At 62.2% G+C, this 20,848-nt stretch carries 18 protein-coding genes and 2 tRNA genes; 13 read left to right on the top strand and 7 right to left on the bottom strand.

Going from position 1 to position 20,848, the window contains the following annotated elements:
- Positions 1–39: 39 nt before the first annotated feature.
- Entirely contained in the window at positions 40–297 is a 258-nt protein-coding gene (locus ACIOVF_RS04325; protein WP_213602202.1) for a hypothetical protein, read from the bottom strand.
- Positions 298–592: 295 nt separating this feature from the next.
- Here ACIOVF_RS04325 and ACIOVF_RS04320 point away from each other — a divergent pair, with 295 nt between their 5' ends.
- From ACIOVF_RS04320 to ACIOVF_RS04310, 3 genes are all read left to right on the top strand, one after another.
- Positions 593–1,897: an OprD family porin gene (locus ACIOVF_RS04320; protein ID WP_045193547.1), complete on the top strand. Its 1,305-nt coding sequence runs from the start codon at positions 593–595 to the stop codon at positions 1,895–1,897.
- A 170-nt stretch (positions 1,898–2,067) separates the two neighbouring features.
- Positions 2,068–3,783, top strand: a complete 1,716-nt coding sequence (locus tag ACIOVF_RS04315) for a proline--tRNA ligase (RefSeq protein ID WP_401287791.1) — start codon at positions 2,068–2,070, stop codon at positions 3,781–3,783.
- 18 nt (positions 3,784–3,801) lie between these two features.
- Entirely contained in the window at positions 3,802–4,755 is a 954-nt protein-coding gene (locus tag ACIOVF_RS04310) for a lipoprotein (protein ID WP_045193550.1), read from the top strand.
- Between the two features lie 45 nt (positions 4,756–4,800).
- On the opposite strand, the gene dinB is transcribed toward ACIOVF_RS04310, so the two are convergent.
- Positions 4,801–5,865, bottom strand: a complete 1,065-nt coding sequence (gene dinB, locus ACIOVF_RS04305; protein WP_093386508.1) for a DNA polymerase IV — start codon at positions 5,863–5,865, stop codon at positions 4,801–4,803.
- A gap of 218 nt (positions 5,866–6,083) precedes the next feature.
- Between dinB and ACIOVF_RS04300 the strand changes: the two genes are divergently transcribed.
- From ACIOVF_RS04300 to ACIOVF_RS04285, 4 genes are all read left to right on the top strand, one after another.
- Positions 6,084–6,160: transfer RNA gene (locus ACIOVF_RS04300), tRNA-Met, on the top strand.
- A gap of 131 nt (positions 6,161–6,291) precedes the next feature.
- Positions 6,292–6,368: transfer RNA gene (locus ACIOVF_RS04295), tRNA-Met, on the top strand.
- Between the two features lie 224 nt (positions 6,369–6,592).
- Positions 6,593–9,235 (top strand): bifunctional lysylphosphatidylglycerol flippase/synthetase MprF, encoded by a 2,643-nt coding sequence (gene mprF / locus ACIOVF_RS04290; RefSeq protein ID WP_195885856.1) that lies wholly within the window; start codon positions 6,593–6,595, stop codon positions 9,233–9,235.
- Entirely contained in the window at positions 9,235–10,530 is a 1,296-nt protein-coding gene (locus ACIOVF_RS04285) for a virulence factor family protein (RefSeq protein WP_401287785.1), read from the top strand. The genes mprF and ACIOVF_RS04285 overlap by 1 nt, the downstream gene beginning before the upstream one ends.
- A 120-nt stretch (positions 10,531–10,650) precedes the next feature.
- Here ACIOVF_RS04285 and ACIOVF_RS04280 read toward each other — a convergent pair whose 3' ends face one another.
- A complete protein-coding gene (locus ACIOVF_RS04280; protein ID WP_045193554.1) occupies positions 10,651–12,549 on the bottom strand; it encodes a potassium transporter Kup in 1,899 nt (632 codons plus the stop codon).
- A gap of 201 nt (positions 12,550–12,750) precedes the next feature.
- Between ACIOVF_RS04280 and rimO the strand changes: the two genes are divergently transcribed.
- The 5 genes from rimO (at position 12,751) to tsaA (ending at position 16,705) form a co-directional block, all read left to right on the top strand.
- On the top strand, positions 12,751–14,088 hold the full coding sequence (rimO, locus tag ACIOVF_RS04275; RefSeq protein ID WP_045193555.1) for a 30S ribosomal protein S12 methylthiotransferase RimO: 1,338 nt from the start codon (positions 12,751–12,753) through the stop codon (positions 14,086–14,088).
- Between the two features lie 91 nt (positions 14,089–14,179).
- Positions 14,180–14,650 carry a GNAT family N-acetyltransferase gene (locus tag ACIOVF_RS04270; protein WP_093386521.1) on the top strand — a complete coding sequence of 157 codons (471 nt, stop codon included), beginning with the start codon at positions 14,180–14,182 and terminating at the stop codon, positions 14,648–14,650.
- A gap of 130 nt (positions 14,651–14,780) precedes the next feature.
- The gene (locus tag ACIOVF_RS04265; RefSeq protein ID WP_258716481.1) at positions 14,781–15,491 is read left to right on the top strand and encodes an rRNA pseudouridine synthase; all 711 of its coding nucleotides are present in this window, start codon (positions 14,781–14,783) and stop codon (positions 15,489–15,491) included.
- A 49-nt stretch (positions 15,492–15,540) separates the two neighbouring features.
- Positions 15,541–16,002 carry a DUF1456 family protein gene (locus ACIOVF_RS04260; protein ID WP_045193558.1) on the top strand — a complete coding sequence of 154 codons (462 nt, stop codon included), beginning with the start codon at positions 15,541–15,543 and terminating at the stop codon, positions 16,000–16,002.
- A gap of 7 nt (positions 16,003–16,009) precedes the next feature.
- Entirely contained in the window at positions 16,010–16,705 is a 696-nt protein-coding gene (gene tsaA, locus ACIOVF_RS04255) for a tRNA (N6-threonylcarbamoyladenosine(37)-N6)-methyltransferase TrmO (protein WP_401287779.1), read from the top strand.
- 222 nt (positions 16,706–16,927) lie between these two features.
- Here tsaA and fpr read toward each other — a convergent pair whose 3' ends face one another.
- A complete protein-coding gene (gene fpr / locus ACIOVF_RS04250) occupies positions 16,928–17,707 on the bottom strand; it encodes a ferredoxin-NADP reductase (RefSeq protein ID WP_003222277.1) in 780 nt (259 codons plus the stop codon).
- Positions 17,708–17,826: 119 nt separating this feature from the next.
- Here fpr and ACIOVF_RS04245 point away from each other — a divergent pair, with 119 nt between their 5' ends.
- On the top strand, positions 17,827–18,753 hold the full coding sequence (locus ACIOVF_RS04245; RefSeq protein WP_045193561.1) for a LysR family transcriptional regulator: 927 nt from the start codon (positions 17,827–17,829) through the stop codon (positions 18,751–18,753).
- Here ACIOVF_RS04245 and ACIOVF_RS04240 read toward each other — a convergent pair.
- The 3 genes from ACIOVF_RS04240 to ACIOVF_RS04230 form a co-directional block, all read right to left on the bottom strand.
- Positions 18,750–19,115: a diacylglycerol kinase gene (locus tag ACIOVF_RS04240; protein WP_038996675.1), complete on the bottom strand. Its 366-nt coding sequence runs from the start codon at positions 19,113–19,115 to the stop codon at positions 18,750–18,752. The genes ACIOVF_RS04245 and ACIOVF_RS04240 overlap by 4 nt on opposite strands.
- 75 nt (positions 19,116–19,190) lie before the next feature.
- Positions 19,191–19,841, bottom strand: coding sequence for a response regulator transcription factor ErdR (gene erdR, locus ACIOVF_RS04235; RefSeq protein ID WP_093386534.1), 651 nt, complete (start codon positions 19,839–19,841; stop codon positions 19,191–19,193).
- A 261-nt stretch (positions 19,842–20,102) separates the two neighbouring features.
- Complete coding sequence (locus ACIOVF_RS04230) at positions 20,103–20,813, bottom strand: tRNA-uridine aminocarboxypropyltransferase (protein WP_195885849.1); 711 nt, start codon at positions 20,811–20,813, stop codon at positions 20,103–20,105.
- Between the last annotated feature and the right edge of the window lie 35 nt (positions 20,814–20,848).

The following is a 20,848-nucleotide window of genomic DNA, read 5'->3' as shown; positions in this document are numbered from 1 at the left end:
AGCCGTCCGTCGGCGTTTCGCCCAGTGAACATCCACAAACTACTCAGCTTTAGCCTTCAACGGTAACGCTTTGACTTTACGGGCAACTTTTTCCCTTATTCCATTGCGATCGACAGCCGCGAACCAAAGGTTCTTTGACCCCCGGTTTACCGGCACCTGAGGGCCTTCGGAGGGCGAAAGCGTGAAAATTTCGTGAAGCCGTTCGATTTTGTGCACGCTTGTTGCATTGTCATCCGCCACGGTCGGCACGCCCTCTGCACTGATGCAGCGAGCGGCGACAAATAACAACAGCTGCATGGGTTAACCAGGGAGTTTCGGGGGGCAGGGGCTAGATTGTTTTTACCTATCCTTAATCCGCTTGAAACAGCGCTGGAGTTGTACGGCCCGCGAAACCCGGGGCGTGGTTTGCGACAAGGACATAACTGTTAGCGACATGACCGTAAAGTTACCGAAAGGTTCTCGACAGGCATATCGCCAACGCCGGTCAGCGTGATATACATTTCCGCCGACACAAAAAGAAAGAGCCGCGCTGTATAAAAAAACCAAACAGCGACGGCAGTACTCTTCCTAAAAACCAAAGGAGCAAATCACGATGCGCGTGATGAAGTGGAGCATAATCGCCCTGGCTGTTGCAGCCGGCACCTCGCAATTGGCAGTGGCCTCTTCTCAGGATGAGTCCAAGGGTTTTGTTGAAGACAGCAAACTCAATGTCAAAACCCGCATGCTGTACTTTAGCCGTGACTTCCGTAACGTGCCTAACGGCGACCAAAGCCGCGTTGAAGAAACCGGCCTGGGCTTCCTCGGCACCTACCAGTCGGGCTTTACCCAAGGCACCGTAGGTTTCGGTGTCGACGCCATCGGCATGCTCGGCCTGAAACTGGACAGCGGCAAAGGTCGCGCCGGCACCGGCCAGTTCCCGCTGGGCGCAGATGGCCGTTCGCAGGACTCGTTCTCCGAAGGTGGCGCGGCGGTCAAGTTCCGCATCTCCGACACCGTGCTGAAGTACGGCACCCAGTTCACCGCCCTGCCGGTTCTGGCAACCGACGACAGCCGCCTGCTGCCTGAAACCGTCGAAGGTTTCCTGGTGACCAGCAAGGAAATCAAAGGCCTTGAGCTGAATGCCGGTCACTTCACCGCCCTGAATGCTCAATCGCAGTCCTACCACGACAGCATCGGTGGCAAGAACCGCACTACCGGGATCAAGAACCCTGGCCTGACCCAGGCTGACGTGTTCGGCGGCACCTATGCCTTCACCGACACCCTGAGCACCAGCCTCTACTACTCCAAGGTCGAAGACTACTGGCGTAAATACTACGCCAACGTCAACTGGGCACTGCCGATCAACGACAACCAAGGCCTGGTGTTCGACTTCAACATCTATGACACCAAGAGCGACGGCAAGGCCAACGTTACCGCCTTCGATGGTGACAAACTTGATAACCGTGCGTTCAGCCTGTCGGGCGCCTACAACATTGGCGCGCACACCTTCACCCTGGCCTACCAGAAGGTTACCGGTGACGGCGACTATGCCTACGGCATCGACGGCGGCGGCACCATTTTCCTGGCCAACTCCATCGCTCGTTCCGACTTCAACGCCGAAGACGAGAAATCCTACCAGGCACGTTACGACCTGAACTTCGCCGAATACGGCGTTCCAGGCCTGAGCTTCATGACCCGTTATGTCAAGGGTACCGGCGCCAACGTCACTGGCACCGACAACGGCAAGGAATGGGAACGCGACATCGAGGCCAAGTACGTTCTGCAGGAAGGTCCGGCCAAAGACCTGAGCCTGCGTGTACGTCAAGCCACCTACCGTTCGGGTGACGGCGTTTACTACGGTTCGCCATCGATCGACGAACTGCGCCTGATCGTCGAGTACCCGCTGAGCATCCTGTAAGCCCCGGGCTTTCAGTATCCCCAGTACGAAAGAGCCCGGCACTGCCGGGCTTTTTCTTGTCTGAATTCGGGCTGACAACGCCTTCGTGCTCCGGCATCCTGTACGCCACCGAATCGCCCCCGTACAATGCGGGGTCATTTAAAGTCTTAAGCAACCGACAACGGCCTACCATGCGCACCAGTCAATATTTGCTCGCTACTCAAAAAGAAACCCCTTCCGACGCGGTCGTCATCAGCCACCAGCTGATGCTGCGTGCCGGCATGATCCGCAAGCTCGCATCCGGCCTTTATACCTGGCTGCCGATGGGCCTGCGGGTAATGCGCAAGGTCGAAGCCGTGGTCCGCGAGGAAATGAACGCCGCTGGCGCCCTTGAAGTGCTGATGCCGGCCATCCAGCCTGCCGAGCTGTGGCAGGAATCCGGCCGCTGGGAACAGTACGGCCCGGAGCTACTGCGCCTCAAAGACCGTCACGGTCGCGAGTTCTGCGTGGGCCCGACCCACGAAGAGGTCATCACCGACCTCGCCCGCAACGAGCTCAACAGCTATAAACAGCTGCCGCTGAACATGTACCAGATCCAGACCAAGTTCCGTGACGAGATCCGTCCGCGCTTCGGCCTGATGCGTGGTCGCGAGTTCATCATGAAGGACGCCTACTCCTTCCATGCCGATCCGGCTTCCCTGCAGCAAACCTACGATCGCATGCACCTGGCGTACAGCAACATCTTTACCCGCCTGGGCCTGGATTTCCGCCCAGTGCAGGCTGACACCGGCTCGATCGGTGGCAGCTACTCCCACGAATTCCACGTGCTGGCCGAGTCCGGTGAAGACGATGTGATCTTCAGCGACAGCTCCGACTACGCCGCCAACATCGAGAAGGCCGAAGCCATCCCACGGGAAACCGTGCGCCCGGCGCCGACCGAAGAGCTGCGCCTGGTCGACACCCCGGACGCCAAGACCATCACCCAGCTGGTGGACAACTATGGCCTGGCGATCGAAAAGACCGTCAAGACCCTGATCGTCCACGCCGCTGAAGAAGGCAAGCTGATTGCCCTGATCGTCCGTGGCGACCACGAGCTCAATGAAATCAAAGCTGCCAACCTGGCAGAAGTTGCCAGCCCGCTGGTCATGGCCAGCGACGAAGCGCTGCGTGACGCCATTGGCGCCGGCGCCGGTTCCCTCGGCCCGCTGAACCTGCCGCTGCCATGCATCATCGACCGCTCGGTTGCGCTGATGAGCGACTTCGGCATCGGTGCCAACATCGACGACAAACACTACTTCGGCGTCAACTGGGAGCGCGACCTGCCAGTTCCGCAAGTGGCCGACCTGCGCAACGTCGTCGAGGGCGACCCAAGCCCGGATGGCAAGGGCACCCTGGTGATCAAGCGCGGCATCGAAGTCGGGCACATCTTCCAGCTCGGCACCAAGTACAGCGAGGCACTCAAGTGCCAGGTACTGGGCGAGAACGGCAAGCCGGTAACCCTGAGCATGGGTTGCTACGGTATCGGCGTATCGCGTGTGGTGGCTGCGGCCATCGAGCAGAACTACGACGAAAACGGCATCATCTGGAGCGATACCCTGGCACCCTTCCAGATCGCCCTGGTGCCGCTGCGCTACGAGACCGAACAGGTTCGCGAAGCCACCGACAAGCTGTATGCCGAGCTGACCGCTGCCGGTTTCGAAGTGCTGCTGGACGACCGCGACAAGAAGACCAGCCCGGGGATCAAGTTCGCCGACATGGAACTGATCGGCATCCCGCACCGCATTGTCATCAGCGACCGCGGCCTGGCCGACGGCAACCTGGAATACAAGCACCGCACCGAGCGTGACGCACAGCCGCTGCCAGTGGCCGAGGTGCTGTCGTTCCTGCAAGCCCGCATTCGTCGCTAAGCCAACGCAAGAGTAATCATGTTCAAGCGAAGTACCATCAACCTGGGGGGCGCCGCACTGTGCGGCGCCCTGCTCCTCAGCGGTTGCGCCAACCAGATGTCCCAGCGCAGCGAGCACGAGGAGCGCATCGAGCGCAAGCTGCTCGAACACAGCCTGCAGATCGATGTTGGGGACCCCAAGGTACTCGAGCTGCCGCAACGGCGTGTGCGCATCCACGAACAGAAGAACTTCGAAGTCACCGAGTTCGAGGTTACCCGTCGCTACGATCGCTACACGCCTTACCAACCCTGGCGCGAAGTCTATGAGATTCCGCTGGGCGCGGTGGCGGTGGTGGCCGGTGTCGGCGCCAACGTGGTCAATGTCTTTGCCCTGGGCAACCTGCCCGACAGCGTGACCCATGACTGGTTGAGCTATGGCTTCGACGGCCTCAACCCGTTCATGAACGCCCAGTCCAACGGTCGTGCCCAGCAGAACCTGGCGGGCATCACCGAAGTGCAAAAGGACAAGCGCCAGGAATACACCAGCGTACCCTGGAGCGAGCGGCCGGTGTCGGTCAAGGCCGGCAAGATCGACCATGAGCTGACCACCGACCGCAATGGCGTGCTGCACCTGAACCTGCTCGACAGCCCGTTCAGCGAACAGAACCTGACCCACATCGGCACCCTGCACCTGCAGGTGGTCGATGAAGACAACAACGTGCGTGGCGATGCCAGCCTGCTGATCAGCGCCGGCCTGCGCGGCAAACTGGTGGAAGCCCACGAACTAATTTTCGATGATCTGGAAGACGACGAAGTCAGCCAGTGGGTACATCGGGTCAAGCGCCTGTCGGAGCTGGGCCTGGAAGAAGAAGCCAGTGAACTGGAGCAAAGCCTGATCGAGCTGACCCGCAACGATCCGGAGCTGCAACAGGAATTCCTCAAGTCACTGACCAAGGACGCCGGCCGCCTGGTTGCCGACCCTGGCGCGCACTGACCTTCGCTGTACCCGGAGAGCGCCAGCCTGCTGGCGCTGCCCTCCTCACTCCCGAGAGAACAGCTCCAGCTGTTCATGCGCACCGCGCAAATCCTGCAAGCGCACACCAATCCCCAACAGCCTCACCGGCTTGCCGCCACGGGCAAAGGCCTGGCTGAGCAAGTGTTGATAGCTGCCCAGGTCACGCCCCGCCCCTGACTGCTCAAGGGTGGTCTGGCTGAAATCATGGAACTTCACTTTGACGAACGGCTTGCCCGGGCGATAACTGTCGTCGATGCGGGCCATGCGCCCGGCCAGGGTTTCCATCAGCTCCGGGAGTTTTTCCAGGCAACTGGCGAGGTCAGGCAGATCGGTGTCGTAGGTGTTTTCGACACTGACCGACTGACGCCGGCTGTCATTTTGCACCGGACGGTCATCGATACCCCGCGCCAGCCCCCACAACCGCTCACCAAAACTGCCGAATTCACGGGCCAGGGCCAGGCGACTCCAGTCGCGCAACTCCAGGCAGGTGATGATGCCCAGGCGGCCCATCTTGTCGGCGGTGACCTTGCCTACGCCATGCAGCTTGCTCACCGGCAAGGCAGCCACGAAGTCTTCGACTTCATTCGGAGTGACCACAAACAGGCCATTGGGCTTGCGCCAGTCGCTGGCGATCTTGGCCAGGAATTTGTTCGGCGCCACGCCAGCCGACACAGTGATATGCAACTGTTGGGCAACCCGGCGGCGAATATCGGCGGCAATCCGTGTAGCGCTGCCCGCAAACCAGGAACTGTCCGACACATCCAGGTAAGCCTCGTCCAGCGACAAGGGCTCGATCAGGTCAGTGTATTCGCGAAAGATGCCGTGAATTTCCCGCGAGGCTTCTTTATAGGCATCCATGCGCGGCTTGACGATCAGCAGGTCCGGGCACAGCTTGAGGGCATGGTGCGAGGACATCGCCGAACGCACGCCGAACGCCCGCGCCTCATAGTTGCAGGTGGCGATCACCCCGCGCCGCTCCGCCGAACCGCCCACCGCCAGCGGCCGCCCGACCAGACGCGGGTCGTCGCGCATTTCGATGGCGGCGTAGAAGCAATCGCAGTCGATATGGATGATCTTGCGTTGAGACATAGGGAGCGTAAGAACAGGTTTAAAGTGATGTAAGCAGTATCTCACCCGCTAGCGGCCCATGCATCACAACTAATTCATTCCCCCCCGGAACCTCTGCAAGGCCCGCCCTTGCTGCCTTGCAGCCCTTTTCAGCGGCGCTAAGCGATTGAAGGAGAAAGGATTTCTGCAAACAGGCTATTGACAGCCCCGGGCAAAACTGTAGAATCTCATCTCACAGGCGCGGGATGGAGCAGCCTGGTAGCTCGTCGGGCTCATAACCCGAAGGTCGTCGGTTCAAATCCGGCTCCCGCAACCAGATTCAGGAAAGGCCACTCTCACGAGTGGCCTTTTTCTTTGCCCGGAATAAAGCCCCAGGTAATTTTTTATTGTAAATCAACAATTAAGCGTTGACAGCCAAGCTCAACGCTGTAGAATCCGCCCCACAGACGCGGGATGGAGCAGTCTGGTAGCTCGTCGGGCTCATAACCCGAAGGTCGTCGGTTCAAATCCGGCTCCCGCAACCAAACAACAGAAAAGGCCACTTTGAAAAAAGTGGCCTTTTTTGCGTCTGCCTTCCAGCTAATCAGCCCGCCCCCTGAACGCCCTTCGCCGCTCAGGCAATATGAAACTTCTTTAACTATCCTCAAGGTGCTCAGCGGCCCGATCATATCGGACATTACGCTTCCAAAGGGATTGGTACTTTGACCGGATACACCCTGCTTCCCCTGCGCAAGCCACGAGGTGGCTGATGCGCACCCAGACGCCTGAAACACAAGCCCCTGTGACCGCCGCATTACCCAATGCCGAGCAACGCCTGCGCTGGCTCGAACGCCTGAGCAAGTACCGCCAGCCCATCGGCCTGGGCGTGACCTTGCTGCTGTTCGCTGTCGCCCTGATCGCCTGCCGTCACCTGCTCAGCGAGCTGGACATCTATGCCCTGCATGATTCGCTGCTCAGCGTGCCGCCGCCAGCATTGGCCGGCGCACTGCTGGCGACGGTGGCCGGCTTCGTCATCCTGCTGGGGTACGAGTGGTCGGCCAGCCGCTATGCCGGCGTCCAGCTACCGGCTCGCACCCTGGTAATGGGCGGCTTCAGCGCCTTTGCCATCGGCAATGCCATTGGCCTGTCGCTGCTGTCCGGTGGCTCGGTACGCTATCGCCTGTATGCGCGCCATGGCATCGGCGCCGCCGAAGTGGCGCGCATGACCCTGTTTGCCAGCCTTTCCCTCGGCTGCGCGTTGCCGCCGCTCGCCGCCTTGGCGACCTTGAGCAACTTGCCGGCTGCAGCTTCAGCCTTGCACCTGGCGCCTGCGTTGCTGGCAGCGATCGCCCTGGCGGTACTGGGCTTGAGCGGCGCACTGGTCTATGGCCTTTATCGTCGTCGCCTGCCCGAACAACCCCAGGCTGACAACCTGCTGGTACAAGTAGGCCGGCGTACTCTGCGCTTGCCGGGCGCACGCCTGACCCTGCTGCAACTGCTCATTACTGCCCTGGACGTAGCCGCTGCCGCCACCGTGCTGTACCTGCTGCTGCCCGAGGCGCCGCCGTTTGGTGCCTTCTTGCTGGTCTACCTGCTGGCGCTGGCGGCCGGGGTGCTCAGCCATGTGCCCGGTGGCGTTGGGGTGTTCGAGGCGATCCTGCTGGCGGCCTTTGCCGACAAGCTCGGCGCCGCGCCACTGGCCGCCGCATTGCTGCTTTATCGCCTGATCTATGTGGTGCTGCCACTGCTGCTGGCCTGCGTCCTGCTGCTGGCCAGCGAAGCCAAGCGCCTGCTGTTTGCCCAGCAAGCGATCAGGGCCGCTTCCGGGCTCGCAGCCCCGGTGCTGGCGGTGCTGGTGTTTCTCTCCGGCGTGGTGCTGCTGTTTTCCGGCGCCACCCCGGAAATAGACGAGCGTCTGGAGCATCTGGGCTTCCTCGTACCGCACCGGTTGATCGACGCGTCGCACTTCGGCGCCAGCCTGATTGGCGTCCTCTGCCTGCTGCTGGCCCAGGGCCTGCGCCGGCGCCTGTCGGCCGCCTGGATCCTGACCACCGTCCTGCTGCTGGTCGGCGCCCTGCTCTCGCTGCTCAAAGGTTTCGACTGGGAAGAAGCCAGCATCCTGACCTTCACCGCCTGCCTGCTGGCGGTGTTCCGCCGTTCCTTCTATCGCCCCAGCCGCTTGCTCGAACTGCCGTTCTCGCCGGTTTACCTGGCGGCCAGCGCCTGTGTACTGGGCGCTTCGGTGTGGCTGCTGCTGTTTGCCTATCAGGATGTGCCCTACAGCCATCAGCTGTGGTGGCAATTCACCCTCGACGCCGATGCCCCACGCGGCTTGCGCTCGGCCCTGGGCAGCGCGGTACTGCTGGTGATCGTCGCCCTGACCTGGCTGCTGCGCACCGCGCGCCCGGTTATTCACCTGCCCAGCGCCGACGAGCTGCAACGCGCCAACGCCATCCTGCAAGCCTCCGACCAACCCGACGGCGGCCTGGCCCTGACTGGCGACAAAGCCTTGCTGTTCCACCCCAACGACGATGCCTTCCTTATGTATGCACGTCGCGGCCGCAGCCTGGTGGCGCTGTACGACCCGATCGGCCCGGCCCACGAGCGCGCCGAAATGATCTGGCAGTTCCGCGACCTGTGCGATGTACACCATGCCCGCCCGGTGTTCTACCAGGTTCGGGCCGAGAACCTGCCCTTCTATATGGACATCGGCCTGACCGCAATCAAACTGGGCGAAGAAGCCCGGGTCGACCTCAAGCGCTTTGACCTAGAAGCCAAGGGCAAGGAGATGAAAGACCTGCGCTACACCTGGAACCGCGGCGGCCGCGACGGCCTGAGCCTGGAAGTGCACGAGCCGGGGCAGGCTCCGCTGGAAGAACTCAAGACCATCTCCGACGCCTGGCTCACTGGCAAGAACGTGCGCGAGAAAGGCTTCTCCCTCGGCCGTTTCAGCCCGGAGTACCTGCAGCACTTCCGGATTGCCCTGATCCGTTTCGAAGGGCGCCCGGTGGCCTTTGCCAACCTCCTGGAAACCCGCAGCCTGGAGCTGGCCAGCCTCGACCTGATGCGCGCCCACCCGCAGGCGCCCAAGCTGACCATGGAATTCATGATGATCGGCCTGATCCAACACTATAAGCAGCACGGCTATGGGCGCTTCAGCCTGGGCATGGTGCCACTCTCCGGGCTGCAACCACGGCGCGGCGCACCGCTGACCCAGCGCCTGGGCTCGATGGTGTTCCAGCGCGGCGAGCAGCTCTATAACTTCCAGGGCCTGCGCCGCTTCAAGGACAAGTTCCAACCGGACTGGGAACCTCGCTACATGGCCGTGCCGGCCGGACTCGATCCGCTGGTGGCACTGGCCGACACCGCCGCCCTGATCGCGGGCGGCCTGACTGGATTGGTGAAACGCTGATGATTCGACGCTACTGGCTGTACCTGCTGGTTCCCCTGCTGCTGGCCTTGCTGGCTGCCGCCCTTGGCTTCTGGCTGTGGACCCGGCCGGCCCCCGAAGCCTCCCTTGAGCACCTGAGCCTGGCCGATGGCAGCAGCCTGGTCCGGGTCAACCCCGGCACCCGGGCCAAGGCCCGCGTGGCCATCGCCGTGCCCCAGGACCAGGCCCTGAGCGACAAGCAGCTGCTCGACCTGAGCCAGAGCGGCGAGGCGCAGATGGTCCAGGTAATCCTGCCGCCAGCCAATTGCAGCAAGCAGCAACAGGCGCTGCAGCAAGCCATGCAGCAACTCAAGGGCGCGCCGACCCTGGTAGCCGGTATCGGCTCGGGCGCAGCCCAGGCCTGGAGCTGGCTGGCCAGCCAGAGCGATGACAAGGCCCTGGCCATCTCGGTGGACTTCAACCTCGAACAACCCGGCTGCACCACGCCGCTGCCCAAGTCCGCCGCCCACGGCCACTGGAGCGTGGCCTGGAACGACAACCCGGATGACGCCAGCGCCGCCTTCGTGCGCGACCAGGCCAATGCCGAGACCAGCATCAGCGACTACGACATCCACCTGCCGCAGGTACTCAAGGCGCAACTGACCCAGGCACTGGTGGGTGAGGACGGCAACGCCATGAGCATCCCGGTGGTCGAAGTACCTGCCGGGCAAACCACCGACACCGTCACCCTGTTTCTCTCGGGCGATGGCGGTTGGCGCGACCTGGACCGCGACGTCGCCGGCGAGATGGCCAAGCTCGGCTATCCGGTGGTGGGCATCGACACCCTGCGCTACTACTGGCAGCACAAGACCCCGGAACAAAGCGCCATCGACCTCTCCGAGCTGATGCAGCATTACCGGCAGAAATGGGGCACCAAGCGTTTCGTACTGACCGGCTACTCGTTCGGCGCCGACGTCTTGCCGGCAATCTACAACCGCTTGCCGGCCGAAGACCAGAAGCGCATCGATGCGGTGATCCTGCTGGCCTTTGCCCGCAGTGGCAGCTTCGAGATCGAAGTCGAGGGCTGGTTGGGCAATGCTGGCAAAGAGGCACCGACCGGGCCGGAAATGGCCAGGCTGCCAGCGTCCAAAGTGGTCTGCGTGTATGGCGAGGAAGAGGCCGACGAGAGCGGCTGTACCGACCATACTGCAGTCGGCGAGCGCCTGAAGCTGCCTGGCGGGCATCACTTCGACGAGAACTACCCGGCGCTGGCCAAGCGCCTGATCGGCGATATCGAGAACCGCCAGGGCAAGACCAGCGTCGCCGAGCAGGATTGAAGCGCGCCTCCGGCGCGCAGCTGCAAGCCTCAAGCTGCAAGCTGCAAGCTGCAAGCTGCAAGCTAGAGCCAAGCGCGCACTGCTCTAGCTTGCAGCTTGAGGCTTGTAGCTTGCAGCTCCCTATATCTCTACCTGAGTGCCGAGTTCGATCACCCGGTTCAACGGCAAGTTGAAAAACCTCAGGTTGCCGTTGGCATTCTTCAGCAAAAAGGCAAACAGCAGCCCCCGCCAGCGCGACATGCCCACCAGCCGCGACGGGATCACCGTTTCGCGGCTGAGGAAATAGGTCGTGCGCATCGGGCTGAAATCCAGCCCTTCCAGGTGACAGAGCTTCAATGCCGCCGGCACATCCGGCTCATCCATGAAGCCAAAGTGCAACAGCACCCGGTAGAAACCCTCGCCATACGCCTCGACCTCGAAGCGCTGCTGCGCCGGCACCCGCGGGGTGTCCTCGCTGACCACGGTCAACAGCACCACCTGCGAGTGCAGCACCTGGTTGTGCAGCATGTTATGCAACAACGCGTGAGGCACGGCATCCGCCCGTGCGGTGAGAAACACCGCCGTGCCTTCGACCCGATGCGGCGGCTGCACGCGAATGCTGCTGATGAACAGCGGCAACGGCAGGCTGCCTTCGTCCAGGCGTTCGACCAGAATCTGCTTGCCGCGCTTCCAGGTGGTCATCAAGACAAACAGGACAATCCCCGCCAGCACCGGAAAAGCCCCGCCCTGAACGATTTTCGGCACGTTGGCGGCAAAGAACAGGCCATCGACAAAGAGAAAGCCCAGCAAAATCGGCACCGCCAGCAGCGGCGGCCACTTCCACAGCAGCAACATCACCGTCGACACCAGCAGCGTGGTCATCAACATGGTGCCAGTCACTGCCACGCCATAGGCCGAGGCCAGCGCCCCGGAAGACTCGAAGCCCAGCACCAGCAGGATCACCCCGACCATCAGCGACCAGTTCACCGCACCTATATAGATCTGCCCCTGTTCGTCACTGGAGGTGTGCTGGATTTGCATGCGCGGCACATAGCCAAGCTGAATGGCCTGGCGGGTCAGGGAGAAGGCCCCGGAAATCACCGCCTGGGAGGCAATCACCGTGGCCAGGGTGGACAAACCGACCAACGGTATCAACGCCCAGTTCGGCGCCAGCAGATAGAACGGGTTGCGCGCTGCCTCCGGGTTTTGCAGCAACAGCGCGCCCTGGCCGAAATAGTTGAGCACCAGCGCCGGCAGCACCAGGGCAAACCAGGCGCGGGCAATGGGTTTGCGGCCAAAGTGGCCCATGTCGGCATACAGTGCTTCAGCGCCGGTCAGGGCCAGCACCACGGCGCCAAGAATCGCCACGCCCATGCCCGGGTGAACAATAAAGAAGCGCACCGCCCACACCGGGTTGAAAGCCTTGAGCACCTCCGGGCTCTGGGCGATGCCATGCACGCCCAGAGCGCCGAGCACCACGAACCAGGTGACCATCACCGGACCAAAGAGGATGCCAATGCGCGCCGTGCCATGCTTCTGGATCAGGAACAGCGCCACCAGCACGATCAACGCCACCGGTATCACCCAGTGGTCGATGCCGTCGAAGGCCAGCTCCAGGCCCTCTACCGCCGACAATACCGAAATCGCCGGGGTGATCATGCTGTCGCCGTAGAACAGCGCCGCGCCGATCAGGCCGCAGCCGACCATCAGCGCCTTGAGCTTGGGGTACGGCGCCGAGGCGCGCCGGGCCAACGCCGTCAAAGCCATGATGCCGCCCTCACCCTGGTTGTCGGCGCGCAGGATGAACACCACGTACTTGATCGTCACCACCCAGATCAGCGACCAGAAAATCAGGCCGAGGATGCCCAGCACCCCATCATGATTGACCGGTACGCCGTAACCGCCCGAAAACACCTCCTTGAGGGTATACAACGGGCTGGTGCCAATATCGCCGTAAACCACTCCGACGGCTGCCACCAGCAGGCTCAACGGCTTTGCCACCGAATGCCCGGAATCGGCCTGACTACTTGCCTGAACCATCCATCACTCCCGCCACCAGGCCCCTTGCACCAGACACAGGCACACTGCCGCGAAGCATAGCTGAGCGTTCGTCGTATTTCTGCTGGTCAAGTGACTTTGCGCTCGCTAGAATTGCGCACTTTTTGATCAGAGGCGCCCAAAGCGCCCATCAGGTTTGCCCGCCGGCCCGGCCAGGCAAGCCCTTCAATACCGAGGTTAGCCATGTCCACCACTCCTACGCCCACCACGCCCAAGGTCGGCTTCGTTTCCCTGGGTTGCCCCAAGGCCCTGGTCGATTCCGAGCGCATCCTGACCCAGCTGCGCATGGAAGGTTATGAAGTCGTGCCCACCTACGAGGACGCCGACGTAGTGGTGGTCAACACCTGCGGCTTCATCGACAGCGCCAAGGCCGAGTCCCTGGAAGTGATTGGCGAAGCCATCAAGGAAAACGGCAAGGTCATTGTCACCGGCTGCATGGGTGTCGAGGAAGGCAGCATCCGTGACGTGCACCCCAGCGTGCTCTCGGTAACCGGCCCGCAGCAGTACGAGCAGGTGGTCAATGCCGTGCACGAAGTCGTGCCGCCGCGCCAGGACCATAACCCGCTGATCGACCTGGTGCCGCCACAGGGCGTCAAGCTGACCCCGCGCCACTACGCCTACCTGAAGATTTCCGAGGGCTGCAACCACAGTTGCAGCTTCTGCATCATCCCGTCGATGCGCGGCAAGCTGGTCAGCCGTCCGGTCGGCGAAGTGCTGAGCGAGGCCGAGCGCCTGGTCAAGGCCGGGGTCAAGGAAATCCTGGTGATCTCCCAGGACACCAGCGCCTACGGCGTCGACGTCAAGTACAAGACCGACTTCTGGAACGGCCGCCCGGTCAAGACGCGCATGCTCGAGCTGTGCGAAGCGCTGAGCAGCCTCGGCGCCTGGGTGCGCCTGCACTATGTGTACCCGTACCCGAACGTCGACGACGTGATCCCGCTGATGGCGGCCGGCAAGATCCTGCCGTACCTGGACATCCCGTTCCAGCACGCCAGCCCGAAAGTGCTCAAGTCGATGAAACGCCCGGCGTTCGAAGACCGCACCCTGGCGCGCATCAAGAACTGGCGCGAGCAGTGCCCGCAACTGGTGATCCGTTCGACCTTCATCGTCGGCTTCCCGGGTGAAACCGAAGAAGACTTCCAGTACCTGCTCGACTGGCTGACCGAAGCCCAGCTCGATCGCGTCGGCTGCTTCCAGTATTCGCCGGTCGAAGGCGCCCCGGCCAACGACCTGGGCCTGGACGAAGTGCCCGACGACATCAAGCAGGAGCGCTGGGATCGCTTCATGGCCCACCAGCAGGCGATCAGCACCGCCCGCCTGCAACTGCGCATCGGCAAGGAAATCGACGTGCTGATCGATGAAGTCGAAGACGAAGGCTCGGTCGGCCGCAGCTTCTTCGATGCTCCGGAAATCGACGGCAACGTGTTCATCGATGGCAACCACGGCTTCAAGCCGGGCGACACCGTTCGCTGCCGGGTGACCGACGCCGACGAGTACGATATGTGGGCCGAACCGATCTGATCCGGCGCTAATAAAAAAATGCCCTGCCAGCGATGGCGGGGCTTTTTTTTGCAACTATCGTTTCCTCAATCGCCACGAGGAGACCATCGTAATGCGCAGGCACATGACCGTGCAGACACCCAGCCTGCGCGACTACCCAGAGCTGGCGCGGGTGTGGGAAACGTCCGTGCGCGCCACCCACGACTTTCTCCCCGACAGCTACATCTGCCTGCTGCGTGAGCTGCTACTGAGCCAGTACCTGGACGCGGTAATGCTGATTTGCTGCAAGGACGCCAGCCAGCGCATCCGCGGCTTTGCCGGGGTCGCTGGCGGACGGGTGGAGATGCTCTTCATCGACCCCGAGGCGCGCGGCCAGGGCCTGGGCGCAAGGCTGCTGCGGGTGGCCATCGACGAGCTGCACGCCGAGCAACTGGACGTCAACGAACAGAATGCCCAGGCCCTGGGCTTCTACCTGCGCCAGGGCTTTGAAGTGGTCGGCCGCTCAGAAACGGACGGCATGGGCCAGCCCTACCCCCTACTTCACATGAGGCTAATTCGTACGCAGTCTGTCCGCACCGACTGAAGGCTTGTGTAATCCCCCTCTGAAATGCCGCGAAAGCGCAGATTAATGGCCGGATCGACGAATGTTACCGGCCCCAAGCCCGTCCAGGCAGTTACAATAGGCACCTTTCCCTGTGTCTACGGCTGTCGTCATGTCTGAACCCATTCGCCTTTCCAAACGCCTTATCGAACTGGTCGGTTGCTCCCGGCGCGAGGCCGAGCTGTACATCGAGGGCGGCTGGGTCACGGTGAACGGCACCGTGATCGACGAGCCGCAATTCAAGGTCACCGATCACAAGGTCGAACTGCGCCAGGGCGCCAAGGCCGAAGCCCTGGAGCCGGTCACCCTGCTGCTCAACCAGCCCGCCGGGCTCGACGTCGATGCCGCCTGCGCCAGCATCAGCGCCGACAGCCTCTCGCCGGAGCACAGCTACAGCCGTCGCCCGCTCAAGGGCCACTTCGCCCGCCTGAGCTGCGCCGCGCCGCTGCAAGAAGGCGCCAGCGGCCTGCAAGTGTTCACCCAGGACTGGCGCGTGACCCGCAAGCTCGATGCCGACCTGAGCAAGCTCGAGCAGGAATACATCGTCGAAGTCACTGGCGAAATGATCGCCCACGGCCTGGAGCGGCTGAACCGCGGCTTCACCTGGAAAGGCAACGAGCTGCCGAAGATCAAGGCCAGCTGGCAGAACGAGACGCGCCTGCGCATGGTCCTGAAAAACCCGCCTGCCGGGCTCATCGACCTGCTCTGCCGCAGCGTCGGCGTCACCCCGGTGAGCATGCGCCGCATCCGCCTCGGTGGCGTCGCCATGAGCAAGCTGCCGCTGGGCCAGTGGCGCTACCTGGCAGCCAGCGAAAAATTCTAAGCAACACGGCGCCGCCACCCAGGCGGCGCCCCTGAACAGGATTGTCCCCATGATTCACAACGATGTACTGCGCAGCCTGCGCTACCTGCTGGACGTCAACGACGCCAAGCTCACCGATATCATCAAGCTAAGCGGCTTCGAAGTATCCACCGCCGATATCGCTACCTACCTCAAGAAGGAAGAAGAGGAAGGCTTTGTGCGCTGCCCCGATGAAGTCATCGCCCATTTCCTCGATGGCCTGGTGATCTTCAAGCGCGGCAAGGACGATAGCCGTGCGCCGCTGCCGGTCGAACTGCCGGTGACCAACAACATCGTCATGAAGAAGCTGCGCGTGGCCTTCGAGCTTAAAGAGGACGACCTGCACGCGATTCTCAAGGCCGCCGACTTCCCGGTGTCCAAGCCAGAGCTCAGCGCCCTGTTCCGCAAGGTCGGGCACAACAACTACCGCCCGTGCGGCGACCAGTTGCTGCGCAACTTCCTCAAGGGCCTGACCCTGCGGGTTCGTGGCTGAGCCGACGATGAACTACAGCGTTGCTCCCATCGGCCACGTGCGCTCCTGCTTCAAGGAAAAGTTCGCCATTCCGCGTCAGCCGCAACTGGCGCCGGCCGCCCGTGGCGTGCTGGAGCTGCTGCCACCCTACGACAACGGCGAGGCCGTTGCCGGCCTTGAGCAGGTCAGCCATGTCTGGCTGCTGTTCCTGTTCCACCAGGCGCTGGAAGACAAACCGCGGTTGAAGGTGCGCCCGCCTCGGCTGGGGGGCAACAAGTCCATGGGGGTGTTTGCCACCCGTGCCACCCACCGGCCCAATGGCATCGGTCAGTCGGTGGTCAGGCTGGAGAAGGTCGAAGCCGGCCGCTTGTGGCTATCGGGCATCGACCTGCTTGATGGCACTCCGGTATTGGATATCAAGCCTTATGTGCCCTACGCCGATGCCGTGGCCGACGCGACCAACCAGATGGCTGACGCGCCACCTGCGCCGATTGCCGTGAGCTGGAGCGATACTGCCCTGCCCCAGGCCCGCGAGCACGCCCTGCGCCTGGCCGAGCCGCTGGTGGAACTGATCGAACAATGCCTGGCCCAGGACCCACGCCCGGCCTACCAGGTGCCGCCGCCCGAGCGCGTGTACGGGGTCAGGTTCTGGGATGTGCAGGTGCGCTGGCACTACCCGCACCCGGATCAGATCCGGGTGCTGGAAGTGGTGCTGGACCTGTAGGTAACGTCCTGCGCTTCATTGGGCCTGGCTGGCGAGCCAGTGGGAGCGGGCTTGACCCGCGATGAGGCCAGTACAGCCAGCACATCAGGTATCGCCTGGATTGCGACCGCTTCGCGCTCGATCGCGGGGCAAGGCCCGCTCCCACAAGTCCGCGGCATGCAGAGCCGCTACTTCAGACACAAAAAAAGCAGGCCGAAGCCTGCTTTTTTTGTATTCAATGTCTTACTTCTCGACGAATGCACGCTCGATCAGGTAATCACCCGGCTCACGCATACGTGCCGAGATCTTCAGGCCGAAGCTGTCGAGCACTTCGCTGGTTTCGTCGAGCATGCTCGGGCTACCGCAGATCATCGCGCGGTCGTCCTGCGGGTTGATCGGCGGCAGGCCGATGTCGCTGAACAGCTTGCCGCTGCGCATCAGGTCGGTCAGGCGGCCCTGGTTCTCGAATGGCTCGCGGGTCACGGTCGGGTAGTAGATCAGCTTGTCACGCAGCGCTTCACCGAAGAACTCGTTCTGCGGCAGGTGCTCGGTGATGAATTCGCGGTAGGCGACTTCGTTGACGTAGCGCACGCCGTGGACCAGGATGACTTTTTCGAAGCGCTCGTAGGTTTCCGGGTCCTGGATGACGCTCATGAACGGCGCCAGGCCAGTGCCGGTGCTGAGCAGGTACAGGTGCTTGCCCGGGTTCAGGTCGTCGAGTACCAGGGTGCCGGTAGGCTTCTTGCTGATGATGATTTCATCGCCTTCCTTCAGGTGCTGCAACTGGGAGGTCAGCGGGCCGTCCGGCACCTTGATGCTGAAGAACTCCAGATGCTCTTCCCAGTTCGGGCTGGCGATCGAGTAGGCGCGCATGAGCGGGCGGCCGTTTGGCTGTTGCAGGCCGATCATCACGAACTGACCGTTCTCGAAGCGCAGGCCCGGATCGCGGGTGCACTTGAAGCTGAACAGGGTGTCGTTCCAGTGGTGAACACTGAGGACACGTTCGTGGTTCATGTTGCTCATGTACGGGCTCCTGAAGAAAAACGCGGCGCTAAGCGAGAGCGCGATTGCGCAATAGTTTAGTGCCAGCGACAATATCTGTTAAATGAATTATCAAGATATGTCTTATCGGTTATATAGATATGCGATTTACCCTTCGTCAGCTCCAGGTGTTCGTTGCCGTGGCCCAGTACCAAAGCGTCTCGCGGGCCGCCGGAATACTGGCGTTATCGCAATCGGCCGCCAGTACATCGATCACCGAACTTGAGCGCCAGTCCAGCTGCCAGCTGTTCGACCGCGCCGGTAAACGCCTGAGCCTCAACGCCCTGGGCCATCAACTGCTGCCCCAGGCGGTGGCCCTGCTCGACCAGGCCAAGGAAATCGAGGACCTGCTCAACGGCAAGTCCGGTTTCGGCTCGCTGGCGGTGGGCGCGACCCTGACCATCGGCAACTACCTGGCCACCCTGCTGATCGGCAGCTTCATGCAGATCCACCCGGAGAGCCAGGTGAAGCTGCATGTACAGAACACTGCGCATATCGTGCAACAGGTTGCCCATTACGAAATTGATCTGGGTCTAATTGAAGGCGACTGCAACCACCCGGACCTGGAAGTGCAGCCGTGGGTCGAGGACGAGCTGGTGGTGTTCTGCGCGCCGCAGCACCCCTTGGCCAAACGCGGCCAGGCGAGCATGGAAGAACTCACCCATGAGGCCTGGATCCTGCGTGAACAGGGCTCGGGCACCCGCCTGACCTTCGATCAGGCCATGCGTCACCACCGCTCCAGCCTCAACATACGCCTGGAGCTGGAACATACCGAGGCGATCAAGCGCGCGGTCGAGTCGGGCCTGGGCATTGGTTGCATCTCGCGCCTGGCCCTGCGCGACGCATTTCGCCGCGGCAGCCTGGTGCCGGTGGAAACCCCCGAACTGGACCTGGCCCGGCAGTTCTTCTTCATCTGGCACAAGCAGAAGTACCAGACCTCCGCCATGCGCGAGTTTCTCGAACTGTGCCGCAGCTTTACCGCAGGCGTCAGCCGCAGCGACGAGATCGTTCTGCCGACCATCGCTTAAAGCAGGATCACCGCCCAGGTCAGGCCAACCATGCTCAAGGCCACGAACTGGGCGGCACTGCCCATGTCCTTGGCGTTCTTCGACAACGGGTGGCGATCGAGGGAAATGCGGTCGATCGCCGCCTCCACCGCCGAATTGAGCAATTCGACGATCAGCCCCAGCAAGCACACAGCGATCAGGATCGCCCGCTCGGCACGGCTGACATCCAGCCAGAAGGCCACCGGAATCAACACAACGTTGAGCAGCACCAGCTGACGGAACGCTGCCTCACCGGTGAACGCAGCACGCAAGCCATCGAACGAATAGCCGGCGGCGTTGAAAATACGTTTAAGGCCGGTCTGGCCCTTGAAAGGCGACGACATAGAAGGTCACTTCATCCACTGAAAACGCTGCAGCCTAGTGTAGGTACAGTCAAAAAAGCGTGAAGGCCAATGGCCTTAAGTGGCCGAAACCGATTCCAGTTGTTGCAGCAACAAAGCGGCCTGGGTCCGGGTCCGCACGCCCAGCTTACGGAAAATCGCCGTCACATGGGCCTTGATGGTCGCTTCCGACACGCTCAGTTCGTAGGCAATCTGCTTGTTCAGCAGCCCTTCGCAGACCATGGTCAAAACCCGGAACTGTTGCGGCGTCAGGCTGGCAAGCCCTTCACTGGCGGCCTTGGCCTCAGCGGACACATCGACTTTTTCGAACGCCTGCGGCGGCCACCAGACCTCGCCATCGAGAACCTTCTGCACTGCGTCCTGAATCACTTCCAGCGGGCTTGATTTGGGAATGAAGCCACTGGCGCCGAATTCGCGGGACTTGACCACGACCGCGGCTTCTTCCTGAGCCGAGACCATCACCACCGGAATCTGCGGGTACTGCCCGCGCAGCAACACCAGCCCGGAGAAGCCGTAGGCGCCCGGCATGTTCAGGTCCAGCAGCACCAGGTCCCAGTCGGCTTTTTCGGTCAGGCGGGTTTCCAGTTCGGCGATGCTTGCCACCTCGACCAGGCGTACATCCGGGCCCAGGCCCAGGGTAACGGCCTGGCGCAGTGCGCTTCGAAACAGCGGGTGGTCATCGGCAATCAGGATTTCGTATGTGGCCATCGATCTAATGATCCTGTTCTGTGCAGGCGCAGGAAAGGAAGAATAGGCGCCTGGCGGGCAACTCGAGGCGACGGCAACGCCGTCTGCCCAAACGGCACATCGAGGCCAGGAAAAACAGCGTTTCAAGCCATCGTCGTGCTCGAATCGGCGCCAAGGATGCCGAGCCAGGACCGGGTGGTCAAGCTCAATACCCGCCCTGCTCGCCCACCCTGGCCACCAATCTGCCCATTATGCCGCAAAGTGCCGCGCCTGCCCCTTGTACTATAGGAAGGTATGCAAACGCTGGTGCACGGTGTCCTGCTCATCCAGTGGCAGTTGATGCTTGGCACTCAGGTAATGGGTGGTGAACACGTCCAGGTAGGCATCCAGCGCCTCGGCCGCACGTTGATCACCGGCCAGCTCCAGGCACATGGCGGCCACTTCGGCGGTGCAGAAGTGATCGTCGCGCTTGGAGCGACGCAGGCGGTAGCGCGAAATCTGCTCGGGCTGCAGGCTCAGGACCGGGAAGCGGTTCAAGTACGGGCTTTTGCGAAACATCTTGCGCGCTTCGGTCCAGGTGGCGTCCAGCAGGATGAACAGCGGGCGCTTGCCCGGTACCCGCTGCACCTCGTTGACCACCCGCCCTGGCTCGACGAACTCGCCAGGGAAAACAATGTACGGCTGCCAGTGCGGCTGCTCGAGCAAGGCCAGCAAAGTCTCGTCGACCACCGTACGCTGCCAGCCAAAGGCGGAGGTGTCGGCGATCAGGTCGGCGATCAGCCAGCCGGTGTTGGTCGGCTTGAGTGGCTCGGTGTCATGCATCAGCAGGCAGATGCCCGAATCAGCCGGTACTTGCGGGCGCCAGGCGCACAGGCAATAACTGGGGATCACCCGGCACTGCGGGCAGCGCGGCGCCCGCGAACCACGGGCAACGAAGGGTTTGACACTGCGCGCCAGGCGCTCGGCGCGCAGGCGCGATACGGCATGGCTCATGACTGGGCACAACGTGGGCAATAAAGGGATGGCAC

The organism is Pseudomonas sp. NPDC087612 (assembly GCF_044743505.1).
Taxonomy (GTDB): domain Bacteria; phylum Pseudomonadota; class Gammaproteobacteria; order Pseudomonadales; family Pseudomonadaceae; genus Aquipseudomonas.
The sequence above is the reverse complement of the archived record's forward strand: the minus strand, read 5'-3'. Positions and strand labels throughout refer to the sequence as shown.